Genomic DNA, 18047 nt, shown 5'->3' with positions numbered 1-18047 from the left:
TTCGGTGGTTTTCTTTTTTATACAAAGCCCTAACAATAATCTTTAAATGGATTATGAGTGGGGAGCGGGATAGCTTGGGCAAACTTAGTTAAGCGAATTTGCGAAGCACTTAGAGTTATGTGACTTTCATCCATCACTGCCTCCCCAAAGTGATACAACATTGGCTCATGGCCCTGACACGCTTGTTGATCATACTGCTGGCAATTGCGAACGACTTGAGCATTCTTCTGCTGATAAGCAGTGAGCTTTTCAGAACCATACTTATGACTTAACATGGTCATCGTTTTTACTGGCGATAAAACTAAGGCCGAGGCGTTGTTGCCACCAAATCCTTTAGCGTTAATAATCACAGCCTGGCAGTCTTTTCCTTGTTCTCCCACAAAGTGGTGATCAGTCAGAATATTCAGATTTGAACGATGAACATCTTCAGCGACCTGATCGATCGTTTTAATCCCCGGAATATAGCCGTAACGCCAAACCCCAAGAGAAGCAATCAATTGATCACCACCAGCAACCCCCATTGAATGACCCACATATGATTTAATTGCCGTGACCGGCCAATCCTTAATCCCAAAGGTTTTAGCCACTTCATTGAGAATATGACTTTCTGTCACCCGGTTTTGTGGTGTTCCAGTTCCGTGCGCCTGCACATAAGTTTGTTGTAAACCTTCATCCCCCAGAATAGCCTTAGCCAACGCGGTAGCCTTCGCCATAGTGACATAGTTCCCTACCCCAGGAGCAGAAATCGATTTTTTATTGGCATCAGCGTTGACGAATACATCAGCAACACTGCCATAAATCGTCGCTCCGAGTTCAACAGCCAATTCATCATCCATCAACGCAATAAACTGTGCTGATTCCCCCATCGTGAAGCCAGCATTTTCTGCAAATGGCCGACAAGCTCGGCGATTATCTGGCGTATCAGAACCGTCCAATGCACATAGTTGACGATCTTCAGCCAGAGCTCCCATGACACGGTAGCCTTCCATTAACTCAGCAACGATTGGGGCCTCAGCATTGCCGATAATCGCAATACGGGCTGAGCCATTTTGAATATCCATCATTCCCTGACGCAAGTTATATAAAAACGTTGCGCAGGCGCCCATATTCGTCCCGGTGTTACCAATAGAGTTTAAAACATAGCTATTAATAAAATCGGCAGGCATTTGCGCGAACGACATAGCCATCATTTTCGAACTCACTCGTCCGCCAGTTAATGGGGCTCCCATCATTCCTTGCATCGACTGCTGATCAATCTGCCCCATTGAACTGCCCGCATACACACTGACTTGATCGGGCGTAATACAAGAGAGGATTGCTTCCCACTCTATACCCAGCGAGTTAATTAAGTCTGAAGCACCATAAATACTGAGTTTAATGCCTCTCGGGTGAAACCGTGCATTGTAAAGAGTGCCCGGATCAAATCCGCTTGGTATATTTGCTGCACTACTCACTGGGAATGAGACCTCCTCGGGAAGGAGCGCCTCTAAATTTCCAGATACAATAACTTTAACTTTGCTACCTTGCTCCTCAAGCTGCCAATTCTCTGGGATAGAAGTCGGCAATTTGCTTTTGCGAATCGTGAAATGCAATTCGCCATCATTGCTTGCTAATGTCGCTCTTGATTGATAAAGCAAATGGTCAGGATCGAAAGTTTCGACCCGTCGCACTAACGTTCCCTGTTTAATTGCTTCAATAACATCATCATTAATATGTTCACCATCGAGTCCCATGCGTAAAGCAAGATCTTGCCAGGTGGAAGCCATCTGCTGGGTACTTAACACATCGGCAATCATACGTTTGTAACTATGAAAACCAGAACTGCGCCCTGCGGCGTTCATACCACCGAAACCAACAATTACAGGAATTTTTGTCATACTACTGCCTGAACCAAATAAATATGACGCTAAGATTACCAATTTATGTTACGCTGTAACCTGTAATTAATGCCAAAAAATACAAAATTTAGGCCAAATATGAATGTAGCATTCGTACTTTATCCAAGAGCTCTGATCACGGGGATCTCTTTACCTGTCGAAATGTTAACCAGTGCTGCAATTTTGCGCGATAGAAAACTTCAAAAAGAGGCCCCTTTAAATATTAGGCTGATTGCAGCAACGCACGAAAGTCCTCCGCTCACTGGCGGACTCACACTCCAACCCGACATGACTTTTGCTGATAATTTTAACGCCGACATTATTGTGCTCCCGCCAATGTGGGGAAACCCGCTCTCTGCGTTAAAGCAAACACCGGGATTAACCCAGTGGCTCATCGATAACTATCAGCGAAGTTGCCAGATCATTGCAACCGGAACGGGCGTTGTCTGGCCCGCCCAGGCTGGATTATTAGATAATCAAGTCGCAACGACACACTGGTACTATTACGATAAATTCGCGGCTCGTTATCCCAAAATTAAACTCAACCGGCAAGCTTCAATTACCGCTGCAGATGGTATCTACTGCACAGCGAGTATCAACTCGCAGGCCGAAATGTTACTTTATCTGATTACCGAAAATTTTGGTCAACGAATCGCTAGTATTATTGAAACGCAATATGGTCATGAAGTTTCGCGGACATCACAACAACCTTTTTACCAAATTGGCGGGCAATTACAGTTTGACGAATCCATTGCATTGGCTCAGGACTGGATGAAACGCAATCTTGCATTGAGCATGACCTCGCAAACTATCGCTAATCAATGTGGACTTCCTTTACGCACTTTTAATCGTAAATTTAAAGAGCAAGTCGGACAAACACCACACCAGTACCTTCAGCAACAGCGCATCAATACCGCTCAACAACTTTTAAGAGACTTTAGTATGTCGATTCAGGATGTCGCTGAACAAGTGGGCTATAAGGACAGCTACCTATTTTCGGTGCGCTTTAAACAAATTTGCCAAATCACCCCCAGTGAATACCGACATATGGTTAAAGCTAAAATATACAATGCCAGCGCTTAATTACATGATTCGCAATAGATGAACAAAGGCGCTAAGATAAATTAAATTGGCAATGATAGAACTAGAAAATATATGAATATCTTCGATCAGATGGCAGAAGGATATATCTCTAAAGCACTTGCTCAGGGAGACCTCTCCAATCTGCCCGGCAAAGGTAAACCGTTGCGGCTAGATGACGATAGTCAAGTCCCACAGCAGTTGCGTGCTGGATATCGACTTTTAAAAAATGCAGGATATATTCCCCCAGAGCTACAACAGCATCAGGATGCACTGCAACTATGTGATTTGCTCAAATCAGTCGGATTTGAATCCAAAGATCAGCTCATTGAGCACCCTGACTATAAAAAGCTACAACAACTTGAATTAAGAATGCGCATTAAGGGGATCAATACGGCGTTTATTCATCGTTATCTACGCTCGTTACCCGTTAATTATTAGAGTCATCAATCAGTGTGTAAGATATCTGAGATCACCTGCAAAGCCTGTGGGAGCGAGGTGACACCTTCTCTTGCAACAAAATGACCATAACCTTTTACTTTTACCTGCTTCATCCGCAAATCTCTTGCCAATTGTTCGCTATAAGAAGGCGGTATAACATCATCATTGTCACTCAGAAGCATCACTCGATGAGGAATTTGCTTTTGCAATTGCATATAAGGTAATTCAACATCCACAAAAGGATCGAGCTCTTTTAAATGAGCGACAGAAGCAGCAAATCCCGAGACTAACAACAGTCCTTTAATCGGACTTCCACTTTGTGCTAAATATCGTAACAACGTGATACAACCTAAGCTATGCCCGATTAAAATCGTCGATGGATCGCAATTTAACTGCTGATTTAACGTACCGAGCCAACGCTCAACCTCTGGTGCATTCGAATTTGGCATCGCTATGCGGGTCAATGTAACTTGTGGGAATTCTCTGGCTAACGAACGCTCAAGCCATGGAAACCAATGCGAATCGATCGATGCCGTATAACCATGTACTAAATAAATATGCGTCATAAATAATAAAGTGACTCCAGATAAACTTGGTGAATGTACCACTTTATTAAACGCCTATCTGGCCATCAGCACCAATAAAGATTCGTTGTATCTTATATCAAAAAGATGCCATATAGGCATCTTCTTATCACTAAAGTTTATATTAATGAGCAATGTAATCCTAGTGATGATGTCCCCCAACACCATGAACATGACCGTGCTGCAGCTCTTCTTCAGTCGCATCACGAACTTGCTCAATCCGTACATTGAAAAACAAATCCATTCCAGCAAGAGGATGGTTGCCATCAATCACGACTTCTTCATCTTGTACTTCCAAAACCATGACCGTTTGCTCGCCATTATCAGTAGTGGCACGAAACTGCATCCCCGGTTCCACATCCATGCCTTCAAACATCGTTTTAGGCACAGCCTGCATTAAATGGTCATCACGCTGTCCATATGCTTTATCAGCTGGGACTTCAACTTCAAGCGTTTCTCCTGCTTCATGTCCCATCAGCGCATCTTCTAAGCCTGGAACTAAAAAGCCCTGTCCGGCAATATAAGCCAGAGGCTCCTTACCTTCGGAACTATCGAGCTCAGCACCTTGGGCTGACACGGTATAGTGGATGAGCGCTACTTTGTTTTCAGCAATTTTCATAATTGACTCTCAGGCTTAATACGTAAATGTAAATCGTTGAGTGTAGCGTTATATAGTGCCAGTCGCTAGAATAGATGGCAAATCCAACTCATTAATACCCGATTTTTTGTTTAAACTTCGAGATTACCAACGCCAAGCAGTGGATGCAGTGATCCATCATTTTCAAAAAAGTGACGAATCTGCCCTAATTGTCCTGCCCACTGGAGCCGGCAAAAGTCTGGTGATCGCTGAACTTGCCAGACTCGCACACTATCCAATTTTAGTGTTAGCACACGTTAGTGAATTGGTTGAGCAAAATGCTGCGAAATATCGCCTGCTGGGCGAGTCATGCTCTATTTTTGCTGCGGGATTAAATGAAAAAGAAACTGACCAAAAAGTCTGTTTTGCCAGTATCCAATCCGCTTCTCGAAACTTAGATGATTTTAATCGCTATTATTCCCTAATTATTATTGACGAATGTCATCGGGTCAGCTGCGATAAAGATAGCCAATATCAGCAATTATTAATGCATCTAAACACGTTTAACCCAAAACTGAAGGTTCTGGGATTAACTGCGACCCCTTATCGGCTCAATCAAGGATGGTGCTACCAATATGACTACCGGGGATTTGTCAGGCCGACCAAGCAACCCGCATTCACTCATGGTATTTATGAACTGACACTTGCCACACTGATTCGACGCGGTTATTTAACACCGCCTAAGATGATCGATGCCCCGATTGCACAATATCCGTTTGACGCGTGTCGTGACTCAAAAGGGCTATTCCCGGAAGCAGCAATGAATACATTACTGGTTCGCTCCAAACGAGTCACTCAAGCAATTATCGGCCAAGTCATTGAGCTTGCCGAAACACGAAAAGGCGTGATGATCTTTGCCGCAACAGTTCGACACGCCAAAGAAATTATGGGATATCTTAGTGAACAATCCGCAGCACTTGTCATAGCAAATACTCCAGCGAATGAACGCAGCGAGACCATTAAGCAATTTAAACAGCAAAAGATTAAGTATTTAGTGAATGTATCGGTATTAACGACTGGATTTGATGCCCCACATGTTGACATGATCGCACTGCTACGGCCAACAGAATCACTCAGTTTATTTCAACAAATCGTTGGCCGCGGGTTGAGACTTTCACCTGATAAATCAGATTGTTTAGTGATTGATTATGCGGGAAATGGCTTCAACCTTTACCAACCTGAAGTCGGTCAACCTAAACCAGATTCAGATAGTGTCCCCGTTATGGTGCCCTGTCCTGAATGTGGATTTTCCAATACCTTTTGGGGAAAGCTGGATGCTGATGGTCAGCTAATGGAACATTATGGTCGTCGCTGTCAAGGATTAATCGAAATAGATCATGTCCAACAACAATGCAACTACCGCTTTCGCTATAAACAATGCCCCCATTGCTTGGGAGAAAATGATATTGCCGCCAGACAATGTCAACAATGTGGAGAGACTCTGATAGACCCCGATGAGCAATTAAAAAAAGCGTTATCCCTAAAAGATGCTAAAGTTATTCGTTGTGCTGGAATACGTTTTTTTAATGAGCAAAACCAATTAGTTATACGCTATTATGATGAAGATGGAGTCGAATTAAGTGAAAAATTCGATTTAAAAAAAACGAGGGTTCTCAAGCAATTTAATTTGATCTTTGCAAAACGTCAGTGGCTTGACCCCAAATGGATCAAAAATCTTGAGCAAGCCATGGCCAATGAGCGAAACTATCGTCCCCCCGATTTTGTGATTGCTCGGAAAAAAGGTCACTTTTGGAAAATACAGGCACGAATATTTGATTATCAAGGGGCATATCGATTAGCCAATCAGGAGCATTAATTTTTGACAAATGATAAACAATTCACCACAGTAAAGAGATGAACAAGCTAAAATGTAATCCACTCAATAGCGATGTCTTGAAGATCCTCTCTTACGAGCTGGTTCCAATCAGCGAATATCAACTAATGAAAAAACTGCAAAACCACTCTTTTTTAGTTCAGTTTGATCCGAAAAACTCAGAGCTGAAACTATTTCAGCACCATTTCGTAGTGATGAATGCTTTATATCAGCTACGAGATATGTTGCTAAATTACGATTTTACCCTTGCGATTGGAGCACTAAATATTGAACTATTAAAACAGCATCGAGCTGATAATAGATCCCACGTGATAAAGCACGATGCATTGCGAGACTATTATTTAGACTGGGAACAGCTCGCTCAAACACAGGTAGCTGACGTTGAAAAATTACTCAATGATTTTTGGAATGGATTTGCTGTCAATCATGATAATGCTTTAACTATTTTGCAACTCCCCTGTGGCGCAAACCAAAGCCAGATCAAGCAACGCTATAAAGAAATGGCTTTGAAACACCATCCCGATCGCGGGGGAGATGCAAAACAATTTGAAAAGATCACTCAAGCCTATCAGCAGCTAAAGCATTAATCCATACATGTTTTTTACAGCAACAGCGACTTCATCGGTGACTTTCCGTGCTTTTTCTGTTCCAGCTTTCAACACGCTTATCAAGTATTGAGGGTCGGCTATTAATTTCTGACGCTCCTCACGAATTGGCCGAATCAGCTCTTGCAGACACTCTTCTAAAATGCCTTTGATTTTGGTGTCGCCTAACCCCCCCGCTTTATAATGCTCTTTTAATTCATTAACATAACTTTGATCTGGATAAAAAGCATCTAAATAGGTAAAAACAACGTTGCCTTCCACCTGTCCTGGATCTGCAACTCGCAGGTGATTTGGATCGGTATACATTGATTTAACCGCTTTGCGAATGGAATCTTCATCACTGCCAAGCATAATCGTGTTGCCTAACGACTTAGACATCTTATTTTTACCATCCACGGAAGGCAGTCGAGAAATATTAGAAAGTAGCGGCTTACATTCTACTAAAATTTGCTTGTTAGCTAGACGATTCACCTTACGAACAATCTCATTGGTTTGTTCAAGCATCGGTAACTGGTCATCGCCAACTGGCACTAATGTCGCCTTAAAAGCAGTGATGTCGGCAGCCTGGCTAATTGGGTAAGTTAAAAAACCAGCGGGTATCGAGTCGCCAAACTGTTTTGAGGCAATCTCAGCTTTCACAGTCGGGTTACGTTCTAAACGGGAAACACTCACTAAGTTTGCATAAAACATGGTCAGTTCAGCTAAAGCCGGCAGTGCAGATTGCTGACAAATCGTCGTTTTAGTTGGGTCAATACCAACCGCCAAATAATCCGCCATGACTTCAACAATATTTTGTGATGCTTTTTTTAAATCAGTACCGTTATCGGTCAAAGCCTGCATATCAGCAATTAAAACGGTTTGGGGATACTGCTCCTGCAGGGCAACACGTTGCTTTAGAGAGCCGATAAAGTGACCAAGATGCAAAGCCCCTGTTGGGCGATCACCGGTAAGAATAGAATCTTGCATGAATGACTTTCCTTTGTAGCTGACCTACCAAGGCAGTCTATAGACAAAACCGCCAGGTAAGGCGGCAATAACACAAGTTAACGCCGCTTGAAATAAGCGCGCCAACCTATTAAAACAGACAAGTTTAAATTGATAAAGCTTAACATGGGCAATGGGCTTTCAATCGTATAAAAAACCAGCCATAAAGGCTGGTTTTTAAATTCAAGCATTTAAGCAAAACTTAGAAGTTATACTGTGCAGATACTGCAACTTCGTTTGCTGCAAATGCATTGGCTGTATCGCCAGCATCAGAACCGTTATTATGACGGTATTCAACCCAACTCAGGAAGTTTGAAGTGAAGTTATATTCAACACCCAATTTGTATGAGTTAATTGCTGTTCCATCATGAGCGGCAAATGTACTAGCTGCACCATCGCCTGACTGACGTTGGATACCCCAACCAGTATAGATACGAGTCTGGCCCATAGTATATGCACCAACCAAGTCATAAGAGTTAACAGTCAAGTCATTACCGCTACCATCTGGATTAGATTTAGCACCTAAATAGACAAAACCTGCATACAAGTTATCGTTGGTGTAATCTAAACCAAAGCCGTAGTTATCTTTATTACCTTTGATTGCGCCATCAAAGTTCTGACGCGCGTATGCAGCGTGTACATTCAGCCCCATACCAGTATTGTAAACAACAGCAGCAGAGTATGCACCATTCTGATTATCTGTTGGATTGCTGGAACCACCGCCAAAACCTAAAGCATCTTTAGCACCAGTAGTGTGGAACTGATAACCCAACTGAACAGATACTGGACCGAAGGTATTAGAATAAATAGCCTGGCTTTGCTGGCGAGACTCACCATAAAGGCCTTGCTGTGCTTCCATACCCCATTGGTCGAAGATATCGATCACGTGAGTTAAGCTGGTGTATAAAGGAGTATCTGTCTGACCAAATTTGATATTCCCAGCAGTACCAGCATCCAAACCTAAATAAACGTGACGAGATTTGAATTGATCTGAGTCAGAATTTTCGCCATTAACCTGCCACTCACCACGAGCAAATGCACTCAGGCTATCGGTTAATTTAGTGGTGCCTTTAATACCTAAACGAGCAGAAGTATTAAGATCGGTAGTTTTTTCCTGGCTGTTGTCGTGACCAGCATTAGTCAGATCAGCTTCAACACGACCATAAACGTCCATAGACTGAGAGTCAGTTTTATAAACGTTTGCAGCGGTTGCTGCGGCAGAGGCTGCCAGAAGAGCAGGTACAGCCAGAGCTAGAATAGTTTTTTTCATTGTCCTGTGCCTTTTAAGCAATTAAACACATAATCCTTAGTATTCGCAGTCTAACAGTTAAATCAACTAACTGTCGCTACTGAGCCTACCATCGGTTTTTAATTTTCGCAATAAAAAATTGAACTTTTTACAAATAATGTAAATACTCGATTTTTAGAGGATTTTTGAATCGTCATTCAGCAAAAAGATGTGATGAATGTCAAAATTTAACAGCGTGAAAACGAATTAAATTTAACTGAGCGAATTATGAGAATCGGTAAGATTCCGATGTAAAAAATGATAGCTTACATATACAACAAAAAAAAACGTTTATGTTTAAACCAGCAATGAGCTTTTAGTATAAACAAAGACTGCGTCAGTTTCTAATAATTACTGACGCTTTACAATCTATTAATTGGATTTTGTTATCAAAACAAGCAACCGTAGATTAAAAAATATTTATTGTGGCCATCAAAATATGACTCTACCTGAATCCTTTATTTTAATAGATTCGCTCGTTCGCTAGCCTCTTGTGCGTCGAATGACGAGCTTAAGTCAACAGCAGCGTAAAACCTCTTATCAATTGCACTTACCCTCCCCAAACAAATTTCATCCACGCTAAAATACTTTGAGGTGACCTGCTTTTACTCTATAAAGCCGCTATCATAATAGCTCGCCCACAGAATAATCTCATTTATGTTAAGTGCCCAACACAAAAAACTGATTCGCAAAACGTATCAAAATCTTAGAGAACAGAACCCGAGTTTTTCCCCGAGAGCGGCACAAAACAAACTGATTGCAGCCATTGCTCAGGCTATAGCAGGCGAAATCAACCCCAAACAACGTATATTGCTGGTTGAGTCAGGAACCGGCACTGGCAAATCACTCGCCTATTTATTAGCTGCAATTCCTTTAGCGCTGCAATTTCACCGTAAACTAGTGATTTCAACAGCAACCGTTGCCCTGCAGCAACAGCTCATGACCCAAGAACTTCCAAAAGTCCACCGGGCCTTAGAAGGAAAATTCTCGTTTCATCTGGCCAAGGGAAGGCAACGGTATTGCTGCAAACATAAATTAAAACGATTATCACTCGCCCCCAAGCGACAACAACAAGCAATCGTCATCAACCAACTTTGGCAAGCTCTAAAAACAAATCAATGGCACGGCGATCGAGATAGCTGGCCGACACCAATTCCCGAAGCTATTTGGCAGCAAATCCAAAGTGATAGCTTTAGTTGCAACAATACTATGCCACGGCACCGACAATGCCCTTTTTCTAAGGCACGCCAGGCACTGCAAAAAACAGATGTCATTATCACCAACCATAGTTTATTAATTGCTGATCTGGAGCGCGGTGGCGGAATTGTGCTACCAGAGCCTGAAGAAGTTATTTATATCTTTGACGAAGCCCACTTAATTGCTGACATCACGCGTGAGGCCAGTCTTTGTCAATTACCATTAAAATATTCATTAAACCAGTTAGAACAAGTCCGCTTGTGGATTAGCCAGATCAATGAAAAACTGAACAACGGAGGGTTTATTCAATCGCGGTTAACGGCGCTCGAAGCCATTGCAGATTTGATGCAATTATTAAATCGCCTATATGATTTTCAGTCCCAAAATGACCATGCTTTTGAAGATAAAATTTGGCGGTTCTCCCCCGGAAATCTGCCTAAATCAATCAAAGATTTAGCCCATAATTATCAGAGCAGTGCCCAAAAATTTCAGCGAACACTCGAACAATTTGCGGGACAACTCCAAGAAGCCGCCAGTGATGGACAGATCACGCAGGGAATGGCTGAAACAAAACTATCGCAGCTGGGGCCATTTCAAGTATTGGCCGAGAATATTATGAACACGCTTTATCACTGCCAAAGGGAATCAGATCAAACGCCTTTTGCTTATTGGTATGAGCGCAGCGATCAGGATTGCACATTATCGTTATCGCCTTTAGTAGTGGGAAGTAAATTACAAGCCATTTTATGGCAACGAGCCTTTGCTGCCGTGGCATTATCTGCCACTCTTTCGGCGCTGGGGCGTTTTGATTATTTTTTAATCCAGACCGGTTTATATCGATGGTTAGAGAACAAACAACAATTGCGCAACCCTTCACCATTTAATTATAGTCAGGTCACACTGCGCTTGAGCAAAACATTCCCTGCTCCTACAGAACAGAATTATCTTGAGCACTTAGCCTCTTATGTAATCAACAATTATACAACAGGGACCGCAATGGTCGTACTTTGTACATCGTATCAACTGGTTGATGATTTAGCCGATAGTGTCAATCGGCTTCATCCAAACGGAGTTTTCATTCAAGGCACACAATCGAATGAAGCATTGCTTAAATCATATCGAGCGCATGTTGACGCGTATAAACAAGGGTTACTCATTGCAACCACAGGATTTGGAGAAGGCATTGATTTACCGGGACATTATCTGACGCATTTAGTGATTCCCCGCCTCCCTTTTGCTGTGCCAACCGACCCAGTTACACAAAGCCATGCAGAATTACTTGAAAGCAAAGGACTGAACCCATTTTTACAACTCACATTACCGCAAACGAGCCGAAAATTAATTCAATGTTGTGGCCGATTGATGAGAAATGAATCGGATTCAGGTATTATCGCCATCCTTGATTCACGTATGGTGACTCGTCGCTATGGGCAACAGCTATTAAAAGCACTGCCGAGTTATCAGTTATCCTATATCAATGATTGATTCAATTAATTTATTTTTCATCGTTGCCACAGGCCTGACGGCTGGGTTTATCGATGCCATCGCCGGTGGTGGAGGTCTATTAACGATTCCAGCCTTATTAGGCCTTGGACTTCCGCCCCATCTGGCATTAGGAACAAATAAACTGGCAGCGAGTTTTGCATCAAGCACCGCAACCATTACGTTTTATCGACAACAATTATTTCGCCCCAAACTTTGGTGGCGCTGCTTTTTAGCGACCACTATTGGCGCTATCAGCGGTGTCTTCATTGTTAATTTAGTCAGTCGTTACTGGTTAGAAAAGTTTCTACCCGTGATCATTATAACAAGCGCAATCTATACAATATGGCAACACCGTCAGCGACATAAGCCACAAATACAATTGCCCTCGCATTTTCATCCTAAACAATGGCTACAAGGTCTCTCTCTAGGGTTTTATGATGGATTTGCAGGCCCTGGCATTGGCGCCTTTTGGTTAGTTTCTTCTCTGGCGCTGTATCGCTTTCGCATGTTATTGTGTGCCGCAATTGCCAAGGCAATGAATTTCACCAGCAACTTTGTTTCGCTGCTGACATTTGTTTATCTCGGCCATGTAAATTGGTCAATTGGGATCATGCTCGGTTGTAGTATGATGATAGGGGCATGGGTTGGTGCCCACTCAGCGATCCGCTTTGGCGAAAATTTTATTCGTCCGGTATTTGTTGTTATTGTCATTATCTTAGCAGGGAAATTAGCATGGCAAGCTTGGTTTTAGAACAAATCTCAAAGCTAGAAAGGCAACTAACCATCTTACGCGAGCAAGCCAAGCTTGCTGATCAACAAGGCAGACGTGCTTATCAGGTTCTAGCTCGCAAAGATGAGCGCTTTCACTGTCTTTCAGATCTATTCTGCGATTATGCGGATGAACTCTTTGATGATCTCAGTCGATTACAGCGTCTGAGTCAAAAAACAGCGGATACCGACTTGTTGCAACTTTATTGTGACCGATTATGTGGTAAATTTATCATGCTTCAAGGGGTGATAAACCGACTATCCCATCAGCAAACAAGAACAAAAGCCAAAGTGGATGTTTGGCGCTCGAAAGTAAAAAAGGTAGTGGATTCGGGCAATTTAACGCAGCTTTATGCTAAATTAGAACAGCAGCATATATTTGAGCACCGTTTAAAAGAAGAAATCGATGTGAAAATTCTACAATTAAATCGGTCAACCAGTATCGAGCAAAGTGCTGTATTGCAAACAAGCATTCTTGATCTAAAAACACGCTACGGACGGTGCCAACGCACGACCTGGCAACTAGAACAACTTATTAATCAAAAACAATCGCGCTAGTTAGGAGTTATGTATGCGCTTTAATCACAAAGCAATTTTATTCAGTTCCATTATATTGGGAAGTGTTGCCATACCCGCAGTTGCTGCCACATTTGAAGTCCCAACATCTTTTCAAATTATGTATGTTGATTTACAACCTGCAAATAATTTTGGCGGTGATTTTAAAGTTAATGTCAAAGCGGGTCACCACCAATTTGTTGTGCGTTATAATCAAACGATTCGCCATGGCAAAGACAGCAATAATTTCCAATCTCAACCCATCATTATCGAAACCAAGGTGAGTAAAGATGCTGTTTTAACACTTAAAGCACCACATTTTTATTTCCAACGTAAAGCTAAAAAATTCGCTGATAAACCTGATTTTACGATTGTCACAGCCGATGGCAAAAAAGCAAATTATCATCAACAGATGCTGCCGTTAAAACCAGGGTTCCAGCCGACTCGTAATTATGTTCAAGAGATTCGCCGTTTCGAAGGAGACACTACTGACGGTTATGATGCTCCAGCACCAGCGCCGAAAGAGATAGCAGACTCGAATGAATTTACTATGATGAAATTCTGGTACAACAAATCGGATGTTCAGACCCGCAAAGATATTCGTATCTGGATGATTGACCACTCACATAAACCGGCTGAGGCCAAAAATGAGCCGTTTAATATGCTTAAGTTCTGGTATAACAAAGCAAGTAAAGCCCAACGTAAAGCATTCCAAGTCTGGTTATTACAGTAATCAGCATACATCTAGTATTTGTTTGAGTTAGCTCAACTGCAACCTACCGTTTAATTGTGTTATAATTAACCGGTAGGTTTCAATAGTGCGGATTTTATGTCTCTCGATAACGCTCCTCCAGAAATCAAACTGGCAGTCGATTTGATCCAGTTGTTAGAAGAAAATCAGGTCGAAGATGAGGTAGTCTTAAAAGCGTTAGAAATCGTTAAGACCGACTATCAGAAGAAACTTGCAAATCGAACAAAAATCAACCAAAGTTAAATAACACCTATTTGTTTTCTCCACTAGGAAAAAGGTGGTGCTTTGGTGTACCTGTATATCTTTTAGCTAATATCAAAATGAGGTCAGAATTAATGAGTATGTCTACGAATTCAGCTGAGGAGAGCCAACCCAAGAATAATGCGCCATTATCAATAATCTGTAATGATGCACCCTATGTGACTATCAGTGAACTTGCTGAAATTTACGATATTGAAACGAATATTGTTCAGAAACGTTTAAAAGCTCACTGGTCGCTAGAAAAAGCGTTGACCACTCATAATTAATTCGATTCGATCTTAGCCACTAAAAAGTCCACATTATCAAATAATGTGGACTTTTCTTTTATACCGATATTAATTTTAAAAAAGCAACATATTACCAGTGTGTAACTTCCCTTAATGCCTTCCCTATATCGGCTAGACTACGGACCGTTTTAACACCCGCATCTTCAAGTGCAGCGAATTTTTCAGCAGCAGTTCCTTTACCTCCAGCAATAATCGCACCAGCATGCCCCATTCGCTTACCAGCCGGTGCGGTTACTCCAGCAATGTAGGAGACCACTGGCTTAGTAACATTGGCTTTGATGTAAGCAGCCGCTTCCTCTTCAGCAGAACCACCAATTTCACCGATCATGACGATCGCTTGTGTTGCATCATCAGCTTCGAATAATGCAAGTATATCGATAAAACTAGATCCTGGAATCGGGTCGCCACCAATACCAACACAACTAGACTGACCAAAACCTTCATCAGTCGTTTGCTTTACAGCTTCATAAGTTAAAGTTCCAGAGCGTGATACGATACCCACTTTACCAGGAAGATGAATATGGCCCGGCATGATACCAATTTTGCACTCTCCAGGAGTAATAACCCCAGGACAGTTAGGCCCGATCATCTGAACACCAGCTTGCTCAATTTTTTGTTTAACAACGAGCATATCAAGTGTTGGGATCCCTTCGGTAATACAAACGATCAACTTAATCCCTGCATCAACCGCTTCTAAAATAGCATCTTTACAAAAAGGTGCAGGAACATAAATAACCGATGCGGTTGCTCCAGTTGTATCTACTGCTTCTCGGACGGTATTAAATACAGGTAAACCTAAGTGTTCACTTCCACCTTTCCCAGGAGAAACACCTCCCACTAACTGCGTCCCATATTCCAACGCCTGTTGAGAGTGAAATGTTCCCTGACCACCAGTAAAGCCCTGGCAGATTACTTTAGTATTTTTATCAACCAAAATACTCATTGCTGTCCCCCTGCGGCTTTAACCACCTGACTTGCAGCTTCAGTTAAGCTCGTTGCTGCAATAATATTAAGCCCCGAATCGGCTAGTTTTTTAGCACCGACATCAGCATTATTGCCTTCTAAGCGAACCACAACCGGAACATGAACACCTACTTCGGCAACTGCACCAATGATTCCCTCAGCAATTAGATCGCAACGAACAATTCCCCCAAAAATATTGACTAATACAGCCTTCACATTACTGTCAGAGAGAATGATTTTAAATGCCTCAACAACCCGCTCTTTCGTTGCACCGCCCCCGACATCTAAGAAGTTAGCTGGCTCTCCTCCATGGATTTTAATAATATCCATAGTTCCCATAGCAAGCCCAGCACCATTGACCATACAGCCAATATTACCGTCAAGAGCTACATAGTTTAGCTCCCACTGTTCGGCTCGCGCCTCACGTTCATCTTCTTGCGTCAAATCTTGCATATCACGCAGTTTAGGCTGGCGATAAAGGGCATTATTATCAATATTAATTTTGCCATCCAAACATAATAAATCGCCCTGCTGAGTGATAATTAACGGGTTAATTTCAATCAGTGACAGATCATATTGTTGAAATAGCGTCGCTAGCCCCATAAACAGTTTTACGAACTGTTTTTGCTGATTAGCGGCTAAATTAAGTTTAAAAGCCAACTCACGAGCTTGGTACGGTTGAGGACCCGTTAATGGGTCAATTGCCGCAGTATGAATCAGCTCTGGTGATTCACTCGCTACTTTTTCAATCTCGACACCACCTTCTGTTGATGCCATAAATACAATGCGCTGACTTGCTCTATCGACAACCGCCCCTAAATACAACTCCGAAGCAATATCAGAAGCTTGCTCCACTAAAATTTTATGAACTGGTTGTCCTTTCTCATCGGTTTGATAAGTAACTAAATTCTTACCTAACCAATTCTGAGCAAACTGTCGAATTTCTTCTTTACTACTAGTGACTTTTACACCACCAGCTTTGCCTCGTCCACCAGCATGAACCTGACATTTTACAACCCATTTGCTGCCTCCTAACGAGTCAACATTACGAGCTGCATCCTGAGGGTTTTCAGCAACATACCCTTCAGGAACAGGCAGGCCAAACTCGCGAAACAGCTGTTTTGCTTGATATTCGTGAAGATTCATGGTGTTTTTTCCGTTCTGTTTGCATCTCTAAATTAACTAATATGAATATGAATGCTTGTCTGGCTATAGTTATACATCTAGAAGTAATCTTGCAGGATCTTCTAATAACTCTTTAATCGTAACCAAAAAGCTCACAGACTCCCGGCCATCAACTTGCCGATGGTCATATGATAAAGCCAAATACATCATAGGTAAGATCTCGACTTTACCATCCACTGCCATTGGGCGATCTTGAATTTTATGCATCCCTAAAATCGCGCTTTGTGGCGGATTAATAATCGGAGTCGACATTAAAGAGCCGAATACACCACCATTAGTAATGGTGAAGTTACCTCCCATCATCTCATCAACGGTTAACTTACCATCCCGGCCTTTAATCGCTAATTCTTTAATTTTCTTCTCTATATCAGCTGACCCCATTCGATCACAATCGCGCAAAACTGGAGTCACTAACCCCCGAGGGGTCGATACTGCAATACTGACATCAAAATAATTGTGATAGACAATATCTTCACCATCGAGCGAAGCATTAACGTCAGGAAAACGTTTGAGCGCTTCAACAACAGCTTTGACATAGAAAGACATAAACCCTAAACGAACACCGTGTCGTTCTTCAAAAGCATCACGATATTTTTTACGCAGTTCCATGATTGGCTTCATATTAACTTCGTTAAACGTCGTTAACATGGCCGTGTTATTTTTAGCTTCCAATAAGCGTTCAGCTACACGTCGGCGTAATCGAGTCATCGGGACACGCTTTTCGCTTCGGCTAGAAGCTAACACATCATCCACCTGAGGGCTGTTAGTTGCGGGGCTTTCTTTTGCTTTTGGTGAGGCATTTTTAAGATGAGCTTCGATATCAGCCTTAGTGATGCGCCCATTTTTCCCAGAGCCTTTAACCTGACTGGCATCAAGGGAATGTTCAGCCAAAAGTCGACGAATCGATGGTCCCACAGCATCAGCATCAGTTGCATTTTGCTCATCTGACTCAACGGGAACTTCCTCTTGAGCAGGAGCTGGCTCAACGGCTTTCGTTTCTTCACCGACAACAACATCGGTTCGCAATTTACCGATCACCTGCTGTGCCAGAACAGTTGCCCCTTCCTCTTCAACAATTTCTTCTAAAACACCGGCTTCCAGAGCTGGGATTTCAAGGACAACTTTATCTGTTTCAATCTCAACAATGACTTCGTCTCTTTCAACTGAATCGCCTACCTGTTTATTCCAGGTTGCAATAGTTGCATCAGCGACCGATTCGGGAAGATCAGGTACCTTAATTTCGATGGTCATTCCATAATTCCTAT

The 18047-nt window shown here is 42.3% G+C and carries 18 protein-coding genes; 10 read left to right on the top strand and 8 right to left on the bottom strand.

Translation table 11 applies throughout. The features are described 5' to 3' along the window. Positions 1–29: 29 nt before the first annotated feature. Complete coding sequence (locus EV690_RS17340) at positions 30–1877, bottom strand: beta-ketoacyl synthase (protein WP_131914285.1); 1848 nt, start codon at positions 1875–1877, stop codon at positions 30–32. A 99-nt stretch (positions 1878–1976) separates the two neighbouring features. Between EV690_RS17340 and EV690_RS17335 the strand changes: the two genes are divergently transcribed. Both EV690_RS17335 and EV690_RS17330 read left to right on the top strand, forming a co-directional pair. Then, positions 1977–2960 (top strand): GlxA family transcriptional regulator, encoded by a 984-nt coding sequence (locus EV690_RS17335; protein ID WP_131914284.1) that lies wholly within the window; start codon positions 1977–1979, stop codon positions 2958–2960. Positions 2961–3032: 72 nt separating this feature from the next. Then, the gene (locus EV690_RS17330; RefSeq protein WP_131914283.1) at positions 3033–3398 is read left to right on the top strand and encodes a DnaJ family domain-containing protein; all 366 of its coding nucleotides are present in this window, start codon (positions 3033–3035) and stop codon (positions 3396–3398) included. A gap of 5 nt (positions 3399–3403) precedes the next feature. On the opposite strand, the gene EV690_RS17325 is transcribed toward EV690_RS17330, so the two are convergent. Then, positions 3404–3964 (bottom strand): RBBP9/YdeN family alpha/beta hydrolase, encoded by a 561-nt coding sequence (locus EV690_RS17325; protein WP_131914282.1) that lies wholly within the window; start codon positions 3962–3964, stop codon positions 3404–3406. Positions 3965–4124: 160 nt separating this feature from the next. Next, entirely contained in the window at positions 4125–4601 is a 477-nt protein-coding gene (locus EV690_RS17320; protein ID WP_131914281.1) for an FKBP-type peptidyl-prolyl cis-trans isomerase, read from the bottom strand. Between the two features lie 55 nt (positions 4602–4656). On the opposite strand from EV690_RS17320, the gene EV690_RS17315 reads away from it, so the two are divergent. Both EV690_RS17315 and EV690_RS17310 read left to right on the top strand, forming a co-directional pair. Then, positions 4657–6435, top strand: a complete 1779-nt coding sequence (locus tag EV690_RS17315) for a DEAD/DEAH box helicase (RefSeq protein WP_224055027.1) — start codon at positions 4657–4659, stop codon at positions 6433–6435. Positions 6436–6473: 38 nt separating this feature from the next. Then, positions 6474–7040 (top strand): DNA-J related domain-containing protein, encoded by a 567-nt coding sequence (locus EV690_RS17310; protein ID WP_131914280.1) that lies wholly within the window; start codon positions 6474–6476, stop codon positions 7038–7040. Here EV690_RS17310 and trpS read toward each other — a convergent pair. Together trpS and EV690_RS17300 are read right to left on the bottom strand one after the other, a co-directional pair. Beyond that, positions 7029–8024 carry a tryptophan--tRNA ligase gene (gene trpS / locus EV690_RS17305; RefSeq protein ID WP_131914279.1) on the bottom strand — a complete coding sequence of 332 codons (996 nt, stop codon included), beginning with the start codon at positions 8022–8024 and terminating at the stop codon, positions 7029–7031. The two genes, EV690_RS17310 and trpS, sit on opposite strands and share 12 nt — an antisense overlap. 220 nt (positions 8025–8244) lie before the next feature. Beyond that, the gene (locus tag EV690_RS17300; protein WP_131914278.1) at positions 8245–9312 is read right to left on the bottom strand and encodes a porin; all 1068 of its coding nucleotides are present in this window, start codon (positions 9310–9312) and stop codon (positions 8245–8247) included. Positions 9313–9987: 675 nt separating this feature from the next. Between EV690_RS17300 and dinG the strand changes: the two genes are divergently transcribed. The 6 genes from dinG (at position 9988) to EV690_RS17270 (ending at position 14613) form a co-directional block, all read left to right on the top strand. Next, the gene (gene dinG / locus EV690_RS17295; RefSeq protein ID WP_131914277.1) at positions 9988–12012 is read left to right on the top strand and encodes an ATP-dependent DNA helicase DinG; all 2025 of its coding nucleotides are present in this window, start codon (positions 9988–9990) and stop codon (positions 12010–12012) included. Further along, a complete protein-coding gene (locus EV690_RS17290; protein ID WP_131914276.1) occupies positions 12005–12763 on the top strand; it encodes a sulfite exporter TauE/SafE family protein in 759 nt (252 codons plus the stop codon). Before dinG ends, EV690_RS17290 begins: the two co-directional genes overlap by 8 nt. Continuing rightward, the gene (gene priC / locus EV690_RS17285) at positions 12745–13338 is read left to right on the top strand and encodes a primosomal replication protein PriC (RefSeq protein ID WP_165872805.1); all 594 of its coding nucleotides are present in this window, start codon (positions 12745–12747) and stop codon (positions 13336–13338) included. The genes EV690_RS17290 and priC overlap by 19 nt, the downstream gene beginning before the upstream one ends. Before the next feature lie 13 nt (positions 13339–13351). After that, the gene (locus EV690_RS17280) at positions 13352–14068 is read left to right on the top strand and encodes a YccT family protein (RefSeq protein WP_131914310.1); all 717 of its coding nucleotides are present in this window, start codon (positions 13352–13354) and stop codon (positions 14066–14068) included. Positions 14069–14164: 96 nt separating this feature from the next. Next, positions 14165–14329 (top strand): pleiotropic regulatory protein RsmS, encoded by a 165-nt coding sequence (rsmS, locus tag EV690_RS17275; protein WP_131914274.1) that lies wholly within the window; start codon positions 14165–14167, stop codon positions 14327–14329. 98 nt (positions 14330–14427) lie between these two features. Beyond that, positions 14428–14613: a hypothetical protein gene (locus EV690_RS17270; protein WP_131914273.1), complete on the top strand. Its 186-nt coding sequence runs from the start codon at positions 14428–14430 to the stop codon at positions 14611–14613. Positions 14614–14704: 91 nt separating this feature from the next. Here the strand turns inward: EV690_RS17270 and sucD are convergent, their stop codons facing one another. From sucD to odhB, 3 genes are all read right to left on the bottom strand, one after another. After that, complete coding sequence (gene sucD, locus EV690_RS17265; RefSeq protein ID WP_131914272.1) at positions 14705–15577, bottom strand: succinate--CoA ligase subunit alpha; 873 nt, start codon at positions 15575–15577, stop codon at positions 14705–14707. Further along, positions 15574–16743, bottom strand: coding sequence for an ADP-forming succinate--CoA ligase subunit beta (gene sucC, locus EV690_RS17260; protein WP_131914271.1), 1170 nt, complete (start codon positions 16741–16743; stop codon positions 15574–15576). The genes sucD and sucC overlap by 4 nt, the downstream gene beginning before the upstream one ends. A gap of 69 nt (positions 16744–16812) precedes the next feature. Further along, a complete protein-coding gene (odhB, locus tag EV690_RS17255) occupies positions 16813–18033 on the bottom strand; it encodes a 2-oxoglutarate dehydrogenase complex dihydrolipoyllysine-residue succinyltransferase (protein WP_131914270.1) in 1221 nt (406 codons plus the stop codon). Positions 18034–18047 lie beyond the last annotated feature (14 nt).

This window comes from Celerinatantimonas diazotrophica (assembly GCF_004339545.1).
Lineage (GTDB): Bacteria > Pseudomonadota > Gammaproteobacteria > Enterobacterales > Celerinatantimonadaceae > Celerinatantimonas > Celerinatantimonas diazotrophica.
The sequence above is the reverse complement of the archived record's forward strand: the minus strand, read 5'-3'. Positions and strand labels throughout refer to the sequence as shown.

Coding starts and splice junctions, on each gene's coding strand:
- EV690_RS17270 (WP_131914273.1), top strand. CDS start 14,428: ATGTCTACGAATTCAGCTGAGGAGAGCCAACCCAAGAATAATGCGCCA.
- sucD (WP_131914272.1), bottom strand. CDS start 15,577: ATGAGTATTTTGGTTGATAAAAATACTAAAGTAATCTGCCAGGGCTTT.
- rsmS (WP_131914274.1), top strand. CDS start 14,165: ATGTCTCTCGATAACGCTCCTCCAGAAATCAAACTGGCAGTCGATTTG.
- EV690_RS17325 (WP_131914282.1), bottom strand. CDS start 3,964: ATGACGCATATTTATTTAGTACATGGTTATACGGCATCGATCGATTCG.
- priC (WP_165872805.1), top strand. CDS start 12,745: ATGGCAAGCTTGGTTTTAGAACAAATCTCAAAGCTAGAAAGGCAACTA.
- EV690_RS17310 (WP_131914280.1), top strand. CDS start 6,474: ATGAACAAGCTAAAATGTAATCCACTCAATAGCGATGTCTTGAAGATC.
- trpS (WP_131914279.1), bottom strand. CDS start 8,024: ATGCAAGATTCTATTCTTACCGGTGATCGCCCAACAGGGGCTTTGCAT.
- odhB (WP_131914270.1), bottom strand. CDS start 18,033: ATGACCATCGAAATTAAGGTACCTGATCTTCCCGAATCGGTCGCTGAT.
- EV690_RS17335 (WP_131914284.1), top strand. CDS start 1,977: ATGAATGTAGCATTCGTACTTTATCCAAGAGCTCTGATCACGGGGATC.
- EV690_RS17340 (WP_131914285.1), bottom strand. CDS start 1,877: ATGACAAAAATTCCTGTAATTGTTGGTTTCGGTGGTATGAACGCCGCA.
- EV690_RS17280 (WP_131914310.1), top strand. CDS start 13,352: ATGCGCTTTAATCACAAAGCAATTTTATTCAGTTCCATTATATTGGGA.
- sucC (WP_131914271.1), bottom strand. CDS start 16,743: ATGAATCTTCACGAATATCAAGCAAAACAGCTGTTTCGCGAGTTTGGC.
- EV690_RS17330 (WP_131914283.1), top strand. CDS start 3,033: ATGAATATCTTCGATCAGATGGCAGAAGGATATATCTCTAAAGCACTT.
- EV690_RS17320 (WP_131914281.1), bottom strand. CDS start 4,601: ATGAAAATTGCTGAAAACAAAGTAGCGCTCATCCACTATACCGTGTCA.
- EV690_RS17300 (WP_131914278.1), bottom strand. CDS start 9,312: ATGAAAAAAACTATTCTAGCTCTGGCTGTACCTGCTCTTCTGGCAGCC.
- dinG (WP_131914277.1), top strand. CDS start 9,988: ATGTTAAGTGCCCAACACAAAAAACTGATTCGCAAAACGTATCAAAAT.
- EV690_RS17290 (WP_131914276.1), top strand. CDS start 12,005: ATGATTGATTCAATTAATTTATTTTTCATCGTTGCCACAGGCCTGACG.